The following is a 13,774-nucleotide window of genomic DNA, read 5'->3' as shown; positions in this document are numbered from 1 at the left end:
CGTCATGTCAGCACTGATCACCCCAGAGCTGGTCGTCCTCGACGCCGATCTCGGCTCCGAGAAGGCCGCGGTCGTCCGCCGTCTCGCCGGCCTGGTCGCCGACGCCGGCCGCGCCACGGGCGCCGAGGCGCTCGCCGGTGACGCCCTCGCCCGCGAGGCGCAGGCGGCCACCGGCCTGCCCGGCGGCATCGCCATCCCGCACTGCCGCTCGGCGGCGGTCACGCAGGCCTCGCTGGCCTTCGCGCGGCTCGACCCGAGGGTGGACTTCGGGGCCGCCGACGGCCCGGCCGACCTGGTCTTCCTCATCGCCGCCCCGGCGGCCGGCGACGCCGACCACCTGACGCTGCTGTCCGCGCTGGCCCGCGCGCTGGTGCGGCCCGACTTCGTGGCCGCGCTGCGTGCCGCCGCCACGCCGGCCGACGTCGTCGCGCTGGTCGAGGAGGTCGTCTCCCCCGGCCCGGCCACCGGCGCCACAGCCGCCACCAGCACCCCGGCGCCGGCCACCACCCCGGCCGCCGCGGCACCGGTGTCCACGGAGAAGGCCCCCGCCCGCCGCCGCCTGGTCGCCGTGACCGCGTGCCCGACCGGCATCGCGCACACCTACATGGCCGCCGACAAGCTCACCGCCGCCGCGCAGGCCGCCGGTGTCGACCTCGTCGTCGAGACCCAGGGCTCCTCCGGTGCCACCCCGCTGGACCCGGCGGTCGTCCGCGACGCCGAGGCCGTCGTCTTCGCCGTCGACGTCGGCGTGCGCGACCGCGACCGGTTCGCGGGCAAGCCGGTCGTGCAGGCCGGCACCAAGCGGGCCATCAACGACCCCGACGGGATGATCCGCGAGGCGCTGGCCGCCGCCGACGACCCGAACGCCCGCCGAGTCCCGGGTGCCGGAGCCGGCGCGGGCGAGGCCCCCGCCTCCGCGGCCGGCAAGCCCGGCACCGCCACGGAGATCCGCCGCTGGCTGCTCACCGGCGTCAGCTACATGATCCCGTTCGTCGCGGCCGGCGGCCTGCTCATCGCGCTGGGCTTCCTCTTCGGCGGCTACCAGATCGTCAACCCGAACCCGGACGTCGAGGGCTCCAGCTACGCGCTGAGCTGGGTGCTGAACAACTCGTTCTTCGACCTGCCCACCGCCTCCGGCGTCGAGGGCCTCAACGACGGCTTCCTCGGCTACCTCGGCGCGGTCTGCACCGTGCTCGGCCAGGCGGCGTTCGGCTTCCTGGTCCCGGCGCTGGCCGGCTACATCGCCTTCGCCATCGCCGACCGCCCCGGCATCGTGCCCGGCTTCGTCGTCGGCGCCGTCTCGGTGAGCGTGGGCGCGGGCTTCATCGGCGGCCTGGTCGGCGGCATCATCGCCGGCTTCGCGGCCCGATGGATCGCCTCCTGGAAGCTGCCCACCGGCGTCCGCGGCCTGCAGCCGGTCGTGATCATCCCGCTGCTGGCCACGCTGATCTCCAGCGGCATCATGGCCGTCCTGCTCGGCCGCCCGCTGGCCGCGGCGCTCGAGGGCCTCGGCAACTGGCTCAACGGCCTGACCGGCACCTCGGCGGTCCTGCTCGGGATCATCCTCGGCCTGATGATGTGCTTCGACCTCGGCGGCCCGGTGAACAAGGCGGCCTACGTCTTCGCCACCACCGGCCTCGCCGCCGGCAGCGGCGCCCCGCTGGTGATCATGGCCACGGTCATGGCCGCCGGCATGGTCCCGCCGCTGGCGATGGCGCTGAGCACGCTGGTCCGGCCCAGGCTCTACACGCCGGCCGAGCGCGACAACGGCAAGGCCGCCTGGCTGCTGGGCCTGTCGTTCATCTCCGAGGGCGCCATCCCGTTCGCCGCGGCCGACCCGCTGCGGGTCATCCCGTCGATGATGCTCGGCGGCGCCACCACCGGCGCGATCGTGGCGGCCAGCGGCGTGGAGCTGCGGGCCCCGCACGGCGGGATCTTCGTCTTCTTCGCGATGAACGGGGTGCTGATGTTCCTGGTCGCGCTGGTCGCCGGCACCGTCGTCGGCGCCCTGGCGGTCACCGTCGCCAAGAGCATCGGCGGGAAGAAGACGGGCACGGACGTCCCCGAGGACGCCGTCGACCTGGCCCACGCGCACACCGCCGGCGCGTCCGCGCCGGCCCCCGGCGCGCCGGCCCGCGTGTGACACGGCAGGCTCGACCCCACCACGACCGTTCCTGAGAAGCACCGTTCCTGAGAAGCGAGGACGACGCATGCCCAGTCAGACCGTCACCGTCGGCTCCCGGGTCGGCCTGCACGCCCGCCCGGCCGCGCTCATCGCCGAGGCCGTGGGCAAGGCAGGCGTCCCGGTCACCCTGGCCACGCCCGGCGGCGCGCCGGTCGACGCCGGGTCGCCGCTGATGATCATGACGCTCGGCGCCCAGAAGGGCGCGGAGGTCACCGTCACCAGCGACGACGCCGCCGTCGTCGAGCGGATCGCCGGCCTGGTGGCCACCGACCTCGACGCCGAGTAGCACCGCGCACGACAGCGGCGCCCGTCCCCCGCGGGGGACGGGCGCCGCTGTCGTCGCTGCCGTCAGGCCTGGTCGGGCCGGGAGACGTCGCCGCGCCAGGCGCCGGTCTCGGTGCCGCGGCTCTCGATGAACTCCTTGAAGCGCTTGGCGTCGGCCTTGACCTGGCGGTCGTCGAAGCCCAGCGCCGCGCCGGCCTTCTCGACGATGCCCGTGGGCTCCCAGTCGATCTGGATCATGACCCGGGTCTTCGTGTCGTCGAGGCGGTGGAACGTCACCACGCCGGCGTGCTTGGCGTCGCCGGAGGTGCTCGTCCAGGCCACCCGCTCCTCGGGGTGCTGCTCGGTGATCTCCGCGTCGAACTCGCGCTTCACGCCGTCGATGTTGGTGATCCAGTGGGTGTGCGTGTCGTCGATCTGCGTGATGCGCTCGACGCCGCCCATGAACTGGGGGAACGACTCGAACTGGGTCCACTGGTCGTAGGCGACGCGGATGGGGACGTCGACGTCGACGGATTCCTGCACGCTGGCCACGGGAACGCTCCTCGTTGCTCGGGATGTCGTTGGGGTCCTCGAGCCCCTACCCCGCCCCGCCGGAGCGGACACACGCAGGTCAGCGCAGCGCGGCGGCCACGCTCCCCCGCACCGGCCGGCCGTCGAGGAGCAGCATCTGGGCCAGGTGGTAGGCGTCGGGCTGCCCGGCCCAGGTGCCGCTGGCGACCTCGCCGGACGGCGTCAGCTCGTGGTGCCAGCTGCCGGTGGCCGGGTCGGCGAAGCGTTCCTCGCCGTGCGCCCGCCAGGTGCGCGCGAGGTCGCCGTAGCGCTCCTCGCCGGTCACCGCGCCGAGCACCCCGGCCGCCGCGACCGCCTCGCACAGCACCCAGTGCATGCGCGCCGGCACGACGGGGCGGTCGTCCCAGCCGAGCGTGTACGGGAACCCGGGGGCGCCGTCGGCCGCCCACCCCCGGCCGGCGGCCGCGCCGAACAGGGCGACGGCGTCGTCGAGCAGCCACGGCGGCGCCCCCTCCCCCAGCGCCGCGCGCAGGTGCAGGGCCAGGCGTGCCCACTCGAACTGGTGCCCGACCGTCACGCCGTAGGGGCGGAAGGGGTCGGCCGGGCGGTCGCGGTTGTGCTCGGGCAGCGGCTCCCAGCCGGCGGTGAAGTGCTCGAGCAGCCGCCAGTCCCGCTCGCGCGCCCAGCCGTGCACCACCCGCTCCACGCTGCGCAGGGCCCGCCGCCGCAGCCGGACGGCGTCGTCGCCGCCGAGGGCATCGGCGGCGGCGAGCGTGGCCTCGACGCCGTGCATGTTGGCGTTGGCGCCCCGGTAGTCCGACAGCCGGGACCAGTCCGGCGTCCACTCCTCGGCGGCGAGACCCTCGGCGTCGTCCCAGAACCGCCGGTCCCACACCGCGAGCGCCTCGTCCAGCAGCGCCCGGCCGCCCGCGATGCCCGCCGTCGTCGCCGTCGCCCCGGCCAGGACGGCGAAGGCGTGCACGTAGGCCGACTTCGTGCCGTCGTCCTCCGCGGCCCGCCAGCCGCCGTGCTCCGCGTCGTGCAGCGGCCCGCCGCGCAGCGCCGCCACCCCGGACGCGGCCAGCTCCTCCGCGCCGGGCCGGCCCAGCAGGTGCGCCAGGCCGAAGACGTGCGTCATGCGGGCGACGATCCAGGTCTCCTGCGCGCGCGGGAGCACCCGCCCGTCGACGCCGAGGTAGCCGAAGCCCCCGCCGGGCAGGGCGGAGCGGGCGGCGAAGGCGAGCAGCCGGTCGAGGTCGGTCACCGGCCCAGCCTGCCCTGGTCCCGGAGAGGATGCCCGCGTGGACGCACATGTGGTGACCGGCGGCGGGCGCGGCGTCGGCCGGGCGATCGTCGAGCGGCTCCTGGCCGGCGGGGCCGCGGTGGTGGTCGTGGAGCTCGACCCGGCCGCCGTCGCCTGGGTCGCCGGGCACCCGGCCGGGCCGCGGGTCGAGGCGGTGGTGGGCAGCGCCGCGGACGAGGCGGTCGCCGGGCACGCGGCCGACCGCGCCACGGCGCTCGGGCGGCTGGCCGGCTGGGTGAACAACGCGGCCGTCTTCCGCGACGCCGCCCTCTCCACCGCGCCGGCCGGCGAGGTGGTCGACCTGGTCACCACCAACCTGGCGCCCGCCGTCGTCGGCTGCGCCGTGGCCGTGCGCCGGTTCCGCGCCGCGGGCTCCGGCGGGTCGATCGTCAACGTCTCCAGCCACCAGGCGCAGCGGCCGGTCCGCGGCGCGCTGCCCTATGCGACCGCCAAGGCCGCCGTCGAGGGTCTGACCCGCGCCGCCGCCGTCGACCACGGCCCCGACGGGATCCGGGTCAACGCCGTGGCGCTGGGCTCCATCCGGACCGAGCGCTCCGACGCCGCGCTCGCCGCGCAGGACGACGAGGCCGCGGCGGCCACCCGCCGGCAGCTGGCCGCGCTGCACCCGCTGGGCCGGGCCGGGGAGGCCGGCGAGGTGGCCGAGGCGGTGGCCTGGCTGCTGTCCGACGCCGCCGCCTTCGTCACCGGGGCGGTGCTGCCGGTGGACGGCGGCCGGTCGGCGTACGGCCCGGACCCCGAGGAGACCTGAGGTCCGGGCCGCAGCGCCCGTCAGGAGGGCAGCGCCCGTCAGAAGGCGAGCGCCGTCCCGGGGTCGGACAGCAGCGCGCCGACGTCGGCGAGGAACCGGCTGCCCAGCTCGCCGTCGATGATCCGGTGGTCGAACGACAGCGCCAGCTGCGTCACCTGCCGGACCCGCACCTTCCCCTTGTGCACCCACGGCATCTCGCGGACGGCGCCGAAGGCGAGGATCGCCGACTCGCCGGGGTTGAGGATCGGCGTGCCGGTGTCGACGCCGAACACGCCGACGTTGGTGATGGTGATCGTGCCGCCGCTCATGTCGGCCGGCGCGGTCCGCCCGGCGCGCGCCGTCTCGGTGAGCCCGGACAGCGCCCCGGCGAGCTCGGCCAGCGACAGCCGGCCGGCGTCCTTGACGTTCGGCACGACCAGCCCGCGCGGGGTGGCCGCGGCGATGCCCAGGTTGACCTGTCCGTGGACGACGATCTCCTGCGCGGCCTCGTCCCAGGAGCTGTTGACCATCGGGTGCCGCTGCGCGGCCAGGAGCAGCGCCTTCGCCACGAACAGCAGCGGGCTGACCTTGACGCCGGCGAACTCCGGGCGGGCGGCGATGCGCTGCCGGAGCTTCATCATCCGCGTGACGTCGACGGTGAGGAACTCCGTGACGTGCGGCGCGGTGAACGCGCTGGCCACCATGGCCGCCGCGGTCGCCTTGCGCACGCCCTTGACCGGGATCCGCTCGCCGGCGGCGGCCGCGGCGGGCACGGCCGCGAGGGCCGGGGCCGGGGCGGACGCGGGCGCGGGCCCGGCCGCCGCCGCGGTGACGTCGTCGCGGGTGATCACGCCGCCCGCGCCGCTGCCGGTGAGCAGGGCGAGGTCGACGCCGAGGTCCTTGGCCAGCTTGCGCACCGGCGGCTTGGCCAGCGGGCGCGCCCGCCCCCGGCCGGGCCCCGCGGGACGCGACGGCGCCGCCGCCTCGGTGCGGGCGTGCGCCTCGGCCTGCCGGCCCACCTCGAGCCCGCCGTGCCGCACCGGCTTCACCGTGGCGTCGGGGGCGGTGGCCAGCAGCGGCGGGCGCTCGGCGCCGCCGGAGCCGTAGTCGGCGCCGACGGGCTCGGGCGCGGGGGCGGGCTCGGCGGCGGGCCCGGAGGCCGGCGCGGCGTGGACCGCCCGGCGCGGGCGGCGGCGGGCCTCGGTGTTCCGCGGGCCGTAGCCCACCAGCACCGCGGTCCGGCCGCCCGGGGCGGCGCCGCCGATCAGCCCGGCGGCGGGCTCGGAGGCACCGCCGGCCGGGGCGGCGGCCGGCGCGGGCGCCGGGGCGTCCCCGCCGACGTCGATGGTGATGATCGGCGTGCCGACGTCGACCGTCGTCCCCGGCTCGAACAGCAGCTCGGTGACCGTGCCGGCGAACGGCGAGGGCAGCTCGACGGCGGCCTTCGCGGTCTCCACCTCGCACAGCGGCTGGTTGACCGTGACGGTGTCGCCGACGGCCACGAGCCACTGCAGGATCTCGCCGTCGGTGAGGCCCTCCCCGACGTCGGGCAGCTTGAACTGGCGCAGCTCACCCATCGTCAGAAGCCCATCGAGCGGTCGACGGCGTCGAGCACGCGGTCGAGGTCGGGGAGGTACTCCTCCTCGAGCTTCGACGGCGGGTAGGGCGTGTCGTAGCCGCCCACGCGCAGCACCGGCGCCTCCAGCGAGTGGAAGCACTGCTCGGTCACCCGGGCGGCGATCTCGGCGCCGAGGCCCAGGGTCACCGCGGCCTCGTGCACCACGACGCAGCGCCCGGTGCGCCGCACCGAGTCGAACACCGGGTCGAGGTCGAGCGGGGAGAGGGTGCGCAGGTCGACGACCTCCAGCGACCGGCCCTCCTCCGCGGCGGCCTCGGCGGCCTGCAGCGCCGTCTTCACCATCGGGCCGTAGGCGAGCACGGTGACGTCGTCGCCGCCGCGCACCACCCGGGAGGCGAACAGCGGGTCGGGCGTGGCGTCGGGGTCGACCTCGGCCTTCTCCCAGTACCGCCGCTTGGGCTCGAGGAAGACGATCGGGTCGGGGTGGGCGATCGCCTGCTGGATGCCCCAGTAGGCGTCGACCGGGTTGCTGACGGCGACCACCTTGAGGCCCGGCGTGTGCGCGAAGTACGCCTCCGGGCTCTCGCTGTGGTGCTCCACCGCGCCGATGCCGCCGCCGAAGGGGATGCGGATGACGATCGGCATGGCCAGCCGGCCGCGCGAGCGGGCGTGGATCTTGGCCACCTGGGTGACGATCTGGTTGTAGGCGGGGAAGACGAACCCGTCGAACTGGATCTCGCACACCGGCCGGTAGCCGCGCATGGCGAGGCCCACGGCGGTGCCGAGGATGCCGGCCTCGGCCAGCGGGGTGTCGACGACGCGGTCCTCGCCGAAGTCCTTCTGCAGGCCGTCGGTGATGCGGAAGACCCCGCCGAGGCGGCCGATGTCCTCGCCCATGAGCACGACCTTCGCGTCGTCCTCCATGGCGCGGCGCAGGCCCAGGTTGAGGGCCTTGCCGATCGTCAGCGTCTCGGCCATCAGTGCCCGCTCCCCTCGAAGGAGGCCTGGTAGGCCTCGAACTCCGCCTGCTGCGCGGCGAGCTGCGGTGTCTGCTCGGCGTAGACCCGGTCGAACATCGCCGTCCCCGGCGGGTCGGCCATCTCCAGCGTGCCCTTGCGGATCCGCGCGGCGAGCTCGTCGGCCTCGCCCTCGATGCCGTCGAAGAAGGCCTGGTCGGCGATGCCGCTGCGGGACAGGTGGGCCTTGAGCCGGGCGATCGGGTCGCGCAGCTTCCACTCCTCCAGCTCGCTGGCCAGCCGGTAGCGGGTGGGGTCGTCGGAGGTGGTGTGCGCGCCCATCCGGTAGGTGAACGCCTCGATGAAGGTGGGGCCCTGGCCCTCGCGGGCGGCCTGCAGGGCGGCCCGGGTGACGGCCAGGACGGCGAGGACGTCGTTGCCGTCGACCCGGACGCCGGGGAAACCGAAGCCGGCCGCGCGCTGGTACAGCGGGACGCGGGACTGCCGCTCCAGCGGCACGCTGATCGCGTACTGGTTGTTCTGGCAGAAGAAGACGACCGGCGCCGAGAAGCTGGCCGCCCAGATCATCGCCTCGTTGACCTCGCCCTGGCTGGTGGCGCCGTCGCCGAGGAAGGCGAGCGTGGCGCTCTCCGCGCCGTCGCGCTGCAGGCCCATCGCGTAGCCGGTGGCGTGCAGCGTCTGCGCGCCGATGACCACGGTGTAGAGGTTGAAGCCGGTGTCCACCGGGTCCCAGCCGCCGTTGTCGACGCCCCGGAACAGGCTGATCACGTGCAACGGGTCGACACCGCGGGTCCAGGCGACGCCGTGCTCCCGGTAGGTGGGGAAGGCCATGTCGTCGGCGGCCAGGGCCCGGCCGGCGCCGATCTGCGCGGCCTCCTGGCCGAGCAACGAGGCCCAGATGCCGAGCTCGCCCTGGCGCTGCAGTGCGGTGGCCTCGACGTCCCAGCGGCGCACGAGCGCCAGGTCGCGGTAGAGCGAGCGCAGCTCGTCGTCGCTGACGTCGATCGAGTACTCGGGGTGCTCGACCCGTTCGCCCTCCGGGGTCAGCAGCTGCACGAGGCCCGGCTGCTGCGGGAGATGGGGGGCCGCCGCCCCCGGTACGGGGTCGACCACCTCGGTGGTCGCGCTGGACAGGCTCACGCGCTGCTCCTCGCCGTCGTCCGCGGCCGCCGGGGTCACCGGCGGGGCCGTGGGATGGGACGTGTGTGTGGCACCGGGGTGTGGCACCACTCACACATCGTGGCACGCCCCGCTCGGTTCCGGAGCACACCACCCCCCGGACGGGATGCGCAAGACCACGACGGCGGATCGAGCAGATCGCGCACTGCTAGGACGTCCGACCATGTCAGACTGAGCAGCGTGCCCCCCGGTCCCGATCGCCTGGACGCCACCGACGCACGCCTCGTGCAGGCGCTGACCGACGATCCGCGGGCCACCGTGATGGCGTTGTCGCAGTCGCTCGGGCTGGCCCGCAACACCGTCCAGTCGCGCCTGGCCCGGCTGGAGTCCAGCGGCGTGCTCGCGCCGTTCGCCTCCCGGGTCCGGCCCGAGGCGCTCGGCTACCGGCTCAGCGCCTACGTGACGGTGCAGGTCGTGCAGCGCAGCCTCGAGGAGGTGGCCGCCGCGCTCGCGGCCCTGCCCGAGGTGCTCGAGGTGACCGCGCTGTCGGGGGCCGCCGACCTCCTGGTGCGGGTGGTCGCCGTCGACGCCGACGACCTGTGGCGGCTCACCGAGCAGGTGCTGGCCCTCCGCGGCGTCCAGCGCACGGACACCGCGCTGGCGCTGCGCCGGTACGTCGACCACCGGGTGGACCCGCTGCTGGAGCGGGCAGCGGGAGAGCGCCCGCCGGCCGGGTAGGGCACCCCGGTGCCCTACGCCACGCCCCTCCCCGACCTGCTCGACGAGCTGCTGCGCACCTACGGCCCGTGCGGTGAGGAGGGGGCCGTGCACGACGTCGTCCGCCGCGAGCTCGAGCCGCTCGCCGACGAGGTGACGGTCGACCCCGCCGGCAACCTGGTGGCCCTCCTCCACGGGACGGACCGGTCCGCACCGCCGGTCCGGGTGGCCGCGCACCTCGACGAGCTGTCGATGATGGTCAAGCGGGTCGAGCCCGACGGCACGCTGCGCGTGACCTCGCTCGGCGTCATGTACCCGGGCAACTCCGGCCTCGGCCCGGTCGCCCTCCTCGGCCGGCGGGAGACGCTCACCGGCGTGCTCATGCTGGGCTCGGAGCACACCACCACCGACTCCATGCGCATCTGGGAGACCAAGCCGGACCAGGGCGACAAGGCCATGGACTGGTCGCACGTGTACGTCTTCACCGGGCGGTCGGCGCAGGACCTCGCCGAGGCCGGCGTGCACCCCGGCACCCGGGTCTGCGTGCACGCCGGCAGGCGCGGGCTCACCCGCTTCGGCGACTACCTCGGCTCCTCCTTCGTCGACGACCGGGCGGCGCTGACCGCGATGGTCGGCGCGGCCCGCCTGCTCCGCGGGCGCCCGCACGCCGACACCTACCTGCTCGCCACCACCAGCGAGGAGATGGGCGGCGTCGGCGCCGCCTACGCCGCCCGCACGCTGCCCGGGGAGCTGACCGTCGCCCTCGACGTCGGCCCCGCCGAGCCCGAGTACCAGGTCACCGTCGACGGCGGGCCGGTCGTCGCCTACGCCGACGACGCCGTCGTCTACGACCGCCCGGTCGCCGACGCGCTCGTCGACGTCGGCCACGAGCTGGGCCTGGACCCGCAGACGGCGGTCTGGCAGTCCTTCGACTCCGACGCCTCGCAGGCCAAGGCATCGGGGCAGACGGCGCGGGCCGCGCTGCTGAGCCTGCCGACGATGAGCACGCACGGGTACGAGGTGCTGCACTCCGGCACGGTCGACCGCACCGCCCGGCTGCTCGCCGCCTTCCTCGCCCGCCCCCTGCCGCCGGTCTGACCGCCGCTCCGACCGCCGCCGGGCCGACCGCCCCCGGTCAGCCGGCCCGGCGGATCCGCACCGGCCCGCGGGCGGTGGCGACGTCGACCACCGCGCCGCGCTGGGTCACCTCGACCTCGCCCCGCGCGGCGAGCCGGCCGGCCACCTCGCGCGCCTCCGGCATCAGGTCGCGCCAGCCCTCCGGGGCCACGGCGCGGGCGGCCTCCGACGGGCAGATCGTGGCTCCGGGCGCCCGGGCGTCCAGCAGGGCGCCGATCGCGCGCTCGAGGGCGGCCGCCGTCTCCTCCACTCCCCCACTGTGCGCCGTTTCCGCAGGTCGCGCCCGCGGGTACCCCGGCGGCCATGGCGAGGCAGACCCCGGTGGGGACGTTCGGCAAGGGCAAGCGCGGGATCAGCACGCTCGGCTGGGCGGTGCGCGGCGCGGCCGCCGGGGCAGCGGGGACCACCGCGCTCAACGCCGTCACCTACCTGGACATGACCGTCCGCGGACGCGGCACCAGCTCGACGCCGGAGCAGACGGTCGAGGCGCTGGCGGCGAAGGCGCACGTGCCGATCCCCGGCGACGAGGAGCACCGGGCGAACCGGATCGCCGGCCTCGGGCCGATCACCGGCCTCGCCGCGGGGATCGGCGTCGGCGTCGTCGTCGGGCTGCTGCGCGCCTCCGGCTTCCGGTCGCAGCCGCTGGTGGGCACGGTGCTCACCACGCTCGGCGTGCTCGTCGCCTCGAACGGCCCGATGACGGCGCTCGGCATCACCGACCTGCGCACCTGGTCGGCCACCGACTGGGTCAGCGACCTCGTGCCGCACCTGGCCTACGGCGCCGTCGTCAAGACGACGATGGACGCCTTCGACCGCCCCTGAACAGGTATTGGAAGCGATCCCCACGTCCTGGGCCGCAGGACGTGGGGAGAGCTTCCTATGCCTCGGAGGCCGGGAGGGTCCAGCCGCGGTCGTCGACGCCGCCGGGCACCGGCGCGGCGGGGTCGTAGGGCGTGCGGGTGAAGACGAACGTGCCGACGTCGAGGTGGTCGGCCGCGATCGTCAGCGTCTCGCCGGCGTAGTAGCCGTCCAGGCCCACCCACGTGCCGTCGTCGCGGCGGCGGAACCGGCTGGCCCGCCCGCTGCGGCCGGGCAGCGGCCCGAGGTGCAGCAGGCCGCCGGCCACCGCGCGCAGCGCCAGCGGCGCCGGGCCCCAGTACCAGACGCCGAGCCGCTCCAGCGGCACCGGCGGCTCCGCCGGGCGCCAGGCGTCGACCACGCGCGGCTCGGCGGCGCGCAGGTCGGCGAGCAGGCCGGGGACGAGCGCCGAGTCCAGCCCGCTGGTGGTGTTGGCCAGCGAGACCCCGCCGGCGCCCTCCTCGCGGTCGACGAACACGCCGGCGAGGAAGCCCGGCATCGAGCCGCCGTGCCCGACCAGCGTCCGCCCGTCGACCCGCAGGACCTGCAGCCCCAGCCCGTAGGACGACCAGGACGGCGACGACGGGTCGACGCCGGCCGGCACCGCCATCTCCTCCAGCGTCGCGGGCGCCAGCACGTCGCCGGTGTCGCCCAGCAGGAAGACGGCGAAGCGGGCGAGGTCGTCCAGCGTGGCCCACAGCTGCCCGGCGGCGGCCATCACGCCGGCGTGGTGCTCGGGCTCGGGGAGGGCGACGTCGGCCCACGGGTGCACCGCCCAGCCCTGCGCCGCCCGGCCGGAGGGCCGCGGCGTCGTCCGGGTCATGCCGAGCGGGGCGAGCACCTCCCCGGCGACGACGTCGTCCCAGGAGCGGCCGCGCGCCCGGGCGACGAGCTCGCCGAGCAGGCCGAAGCCGAGGTTGGAGTAGTGGAAGCGCCGGGCCTCGCCGAGGACGACGTCGCCGCCGTCGAGGCCGAGCTCCTCCAGCGAGCCGCCGGGCACCCGCTCCCACCAGCCGCCGGGGCTCTCGGCCGACGCGCCGGCCAGGTGCGAGAGCAGTTGCCCCACCGACCGGTCGCCGAACGGCGTTCCGGGCACGTGGTCCTCGAGCGGGTCGTCGAGGCCGAGCCGGCCCTCGTCGCGCAGCCGCATCACGGCGACGGCGGTGACGGTCTTGCTGATCGAGCCGAGCCGGTACTGGACGTCGGAGTGCGGCTCGGCGACGTCGCCGCGGCCGGCGGACCAGGCCAGGCCGCCGTCCCGGACCACGCCGGCGACCAGGCTCGGCGCCCGCCCGTCGCGCTGCGCGCGGGCGGTGCGGGCGAGCAGGGTGCGGGCGGTGGCGGGCAGCACGGGCTCGGGCATGCCCGGAACCGTAGGTCAGGCGCGGGCGGGGACCGCCAGCCGCCCGGTGCGCACCGCCCAGCGCTCGAACAGCACGGTGGCCAGCGGCGGGATCGACGCGACGAGCGCGAGCAGCGTCGTCCAGCGCGACCAGCGCAGCACCCGGGCGGCGACGAGCGTGACGAGGACGTAGGCGACGAACACCGCGCCGTGGACCGGCCCGAAGACCTGCACGCCCACCTCGGAGGTCCCGGGCACGTACTTCACGTACATCCCGGCCAGCAGGCCCACCCAGGACAGCGCCTCGGCGACGGCGACGACGCGGAAGGCGAGCGCGACGGTGCGGGGGTTCATCGGTGCGGTCCTCGGGGTCGGGGTCGGGCTGGGGTCCGGAGGGTCCAACGCGGCGGGGCGGCCGGGTGTCCCGGACGGCGGTGTGACCTGGGTGGCAGGGTCGGCGCCGTGCGGGGTCTGGCGCGGCGGGAGTTCTGCCTGGTCCTGCTGCGCCGGATGGCCGACCTGCGGCCCGACCTCGTCGCCGGCGCCCTCCCCCGGCTCGGGGCCACCCGGGCGGAGGCGCACGCGGCGCACACCCGCTGGCAGGCGCTGCACCACGCGCCGCGGGCGCCGCGCGGGCTGGCGCTGCGGGCCGCCGTCCTCGGGCCGGCCGAGCGCGTCGAGGTGCGCCCGTTCGGCGACCTGGAGCTCGACGTGCGGCACTGGCCGCTGCCGCTGTGGCCGCACCTGCGCTGGGAGGTGGTGTCCACCGTCGAGGGCGCCGTGCTGCACGAGCACCTGGTGCGCGCGCCGGGCTCCCCGGTGCCGCCGGCCGCGGACGGGCGGCTGCGCGTCTGGGAGCACGTGGTCGCCGACGTGAGCGGCCTGCCCGGCGCGGAGGAGGCCGACCCGCAGGTGGTCACCCGCTGGGAGGTGCGGCTGCCCTCCGGCGACACCGCGGCCTTCGTGTGGGGGCTGCTGCAGGTGGTCCGGACGCGGCGGGGCCCCGGCACCTGA

General features: G+C 76.3%; 15 protein-coding genes. 7 read left to right on the top strand and 8 right to left on the bottom strand.

Annotation, left to right across the window (positions count from 1 at the left end):
* The first annotated feature begins 4 nt into the window (after positions 1 to 4).
* The gene (locus WA616_RS14405; RefSeq protein WP_336030822.1) at positions 5 to 2,143 is read left to right on the top strand and encodes a PTS fructose transporter subunit IIABC; all 2,139 of its coding nucleotides are present in this window, start codon (positions 5 to 7) and stop codon (positions 2,141 to 2,143) included.
* A 67-nt stretch (positions 2,144 to 2,210) separates the two neighbouring features.
* Positions 2,211 to 2,471: an HPr family phosphocarrier protein gene (locus tag WA616_RS14400; RefSeq protein WP_336030821.1), complete on the top strand. Its 261-nt coding sequence runs from the start codon at positions 2,211 to 2,213 to the stop codon at positions 2,469 to 2,471.
* Positions 2,472 to 2,533: 62 nt separating this feature from the next.
* Here the strand turns inward: WA616_RS14400 and WA616_RS14395 are convergent, their stop codons facing one another.
* Together WA616_RS14395 and WA616_RS14390 are read right to left on the bottom strand one after the other, a co-directional pair.
* Entirely contained in the window at positions 2,534 to 3,001 is a 468-nt protein-coding gene (locus WA616_RS14395; protein ID WP_336030819.1) for an SRPBCC family protein, read from the bottom strand.
* Between the two features lie 79 nt (positions 3,002 to 3,080).
* Entirely contained in the window at positions 3,081 to 4,244 is a 1,164-nt protein-coding gene (locus tag WA616_RS14390) for an AGE family epimerase/isomerase (RefSeq protein WP_336030817.1), read from the bottom strand.
* Between the two features lie 37 nt (positions 4,245 to 4,281).
* On the opposite strand from WA616_RS14390, the gene WA616_RS14385 reads away from it, so the two are divergent.
* Complete coding sequence (locus tag WA616_RS14385) at positions 4,282 to 5,052, top strand: SDR family NAD(P)-dependent oxidoreductase (protein ID WP_336030816.1); 771 nt, start codon at positions 4,282 to 4,284, stop codon at positions 5,050 to 5,052.
* A 38-nt stretch (positions 5,053 to 5,090) separates the two neighbouring features.
* Here the strand turns inward: WA616_RS14385 and WA616_RS14380 are convergent, their stop codons facing one another.
* The 3 genes from WA616_RS14380 to pdhA are packed head-to-tail and all read right to left on the bottom strand — an operon-like array spanning position 5,091 to position 8,727.
* Complete coding sequence (locus WA616_RS14380; protein WP_336030813.1) at positions 5,091 to 6,608, bottom strand: dihydrolipoamide acetyltransferase family protein; 1,518 nt, start codon at positions 6,606 to 6,608, stop codon at positions 5,091 to 5,093.
* 2 nt (positions 6,609 to 6,610) lie between these two features.
* Complete coding sequence (locus WA616_RS14375) at positions 6,611 to 7,588, bottom strand: alpha-ketoacid dehydrogenase subunit beta (RefSeq protein WP_073420981.1); 978 nt, start codon at positions 7,586 to 7,588, stop codon at positions 6,611 to 6,613.
* On the bottom strand, positions 7,588 to 8,727 hold the full coding sequence (gene pdhA, locus WA616_RS14370; protein WP_336030810.1) for a pyruvate dehydrogenase (acetyl-transferring) E1 component subunit alpha: 1,140 nt from the start codon (positions 8,725 to 8,727) through the stop codon (positions 7,588 to 7,590). The genes WA616_RS14375 and pdhA overlap by 1 nt, the downstream gene beginning before the upstream one ends.
* 219 nt (positions 8,728 to 8,946) lie before the next feature.
* Here pdhA and WA616_RS14365 point away from each other — a divergent pair, with 219 nt between their 5' ends.
* Together WA616_RS14365 and WA616_RS14360 are read left to right on the top strand one after the other, a co-directional pair.
* Positions 8,947 to 9,444: an Lrp/AsnC family transcriptional regulator gene (locus WA616_RS14365; RefSeq protein ID WP_336030808.1), complete on the top strand. Its 498-nt coding sequence runs from the start codon at positions 8,947 to 8,949 to the stop codon at positions 9,442 to 9,444.
* Between the two features lie 9 nt (positions 9,445 to 9,453).
* Positions 9,454 to 10,521: a M42 family metallopeptidase gene (locus WA616_RS14360; RefSeq protein WP_336030805.1), complete on the top strand. Its 1,068-nt coding sequence runs from the start codon at positions 9,454 to 9,456 to the stop codon at positions 10,519 to 10,521.
* Positions 10,522 to 10,558: 37 nt separating this feature from the next.
* On the opposite strand, the gene WA616_RS14355 is transcribed toward WA616_RS14360, so the two are convergent.
* Positions 10,559 to 10,810, bottom strand: a complete 252-nt coding sequence (locus WA616_RS14355; protein WP_336030803.1) for a DUF3253 domain-containing protein — start codon at positions 10,808 to 10,810, stop codon at positions 10,559 to 10,561.
* A 53-nt stretch (positions 10,811 to 10,863) separates the two neighbouring features.
* Between WA616_RS14355 and WA616_RS14350 the strand changes: the two genes are divergently transcribed.
* Positions 10,864 to 11,382, top strand: a complete 519-nt coding sequence (locus tag WA616_RS14350; protein ID WP_336030801.1) for a hypothetical protein — start codon at positions 10,864 to 10,866, stop codon at positions 11,380 to 11,382.
* A gap of 55 nt (positions 11,383 to 11,437) precedes the next feature.
* On the opposite strand, the gene WA616_RS14345 is transcribed toward WA616_RS14350, so the two are convergent.
* Positions 11,438 to 12,781 (bottom strand): serine hydrolase domain-containing protein, encoded by a 1,344-nt coding sequence (locus WA616_RS14345; RefSeq protein ID WP_336030799.1) that lies wholly within the window; start codon positions 12,779 to 12,781, stop codon positions 11,438 to 11,440.
* Between the two features lie 15 nt (positions 12,782 to 12,796).
* A complete protein-coding gene (locus WA616_RS14340; RefSeq protein WP_336030796.1) occupies positions 12,797 to 13,114 on the bottom strand; it encodes a DUF3817 domain-containing protein in 318 nt (105 codons plus the stop codon).
* Positions 13,115 to 13,222: 108 nt separating this feature from the next.
* Between WA616_RS14340 and WA616_RS14335 the strand changes: the two genes are divergently transcribed.
* Positions 13,223 to 13,774: a hypothetical protein gene (locus WA616_RS14335; RefSeq protein ID WP_336030794.1), complete on the top strand. Its 552-nt coding sequence runs from the start codon at positions 13,223 to 13,225 to the stop codon at positions 13,772 to 13,774.

This window comes from Geodermatophilus sp. FMUSA9-8, assembly GCF_037034165.1.
GTDB lineage: Bacteria > Actinomycetota > Actinomycetes > Mycobacteriales > Geodermatophilaceae > Geodermatophilus > Geodermatophilus nigrescens.
This window is presented reverse-complemented; position numbering and strand designations above follow the sequence as displayed.

Excerpts from the sequence above, each read along its gene's own strand:
- WA616_RS14375 (WP_073420981.1), bottom strand. The coding sequence starts at position 7,588 with ATGGCCGAGACGCTGACGATCGGCAAGGCCCTCAACCTGGGCCTGCGC.
- WA616_RS14405 (WP_336030822.1), top strand. The coding sequence starts at position 5 with ATGTCAGCACTGATCACCCCAGAGCTGGTCGTCCTCGACGCCGATCTC.
- WA616_RS14380 (WP_336030813.1), bottom strand. The coding sequence starts at position 6,608 with ATGGGTGAGCTGCGCCAGTTCAAGCTGCCCGACGTCGGGGAGGGCCTC.
- WA616_RS14345 (WP_336030799.1), bottom strand. The coding sequence starts at position 12,781 with ATGCCCGAGCCCGTGCTGCCCGCCACCGCCCGCACCCTGCTCGCCCGC.
- WA616_RS14350 (WP_336030801.1), top strand. The coding sequence starts at position 10,864 with ATGGCGAGGCAGACCCCGGTGGGGACGTTCGGCAAGGGCAAGCGCGGG.
- WA616_RS14340 (WP_336030796.1), bottom strand. The coding sequence starts at position 13,114 with ATGAACCCCCGCACCGTCGCGCTCGCCTTCCGCGTCGTCGCCGTCGCC.
- WA616_RS14400 (WP_336030821.1), top strand. The coding sequence starts at position 2,211 with ATGCCCAGTCAGACCGTCACCGTCGGCTCCCGGGTCGGCCTGCACGCC.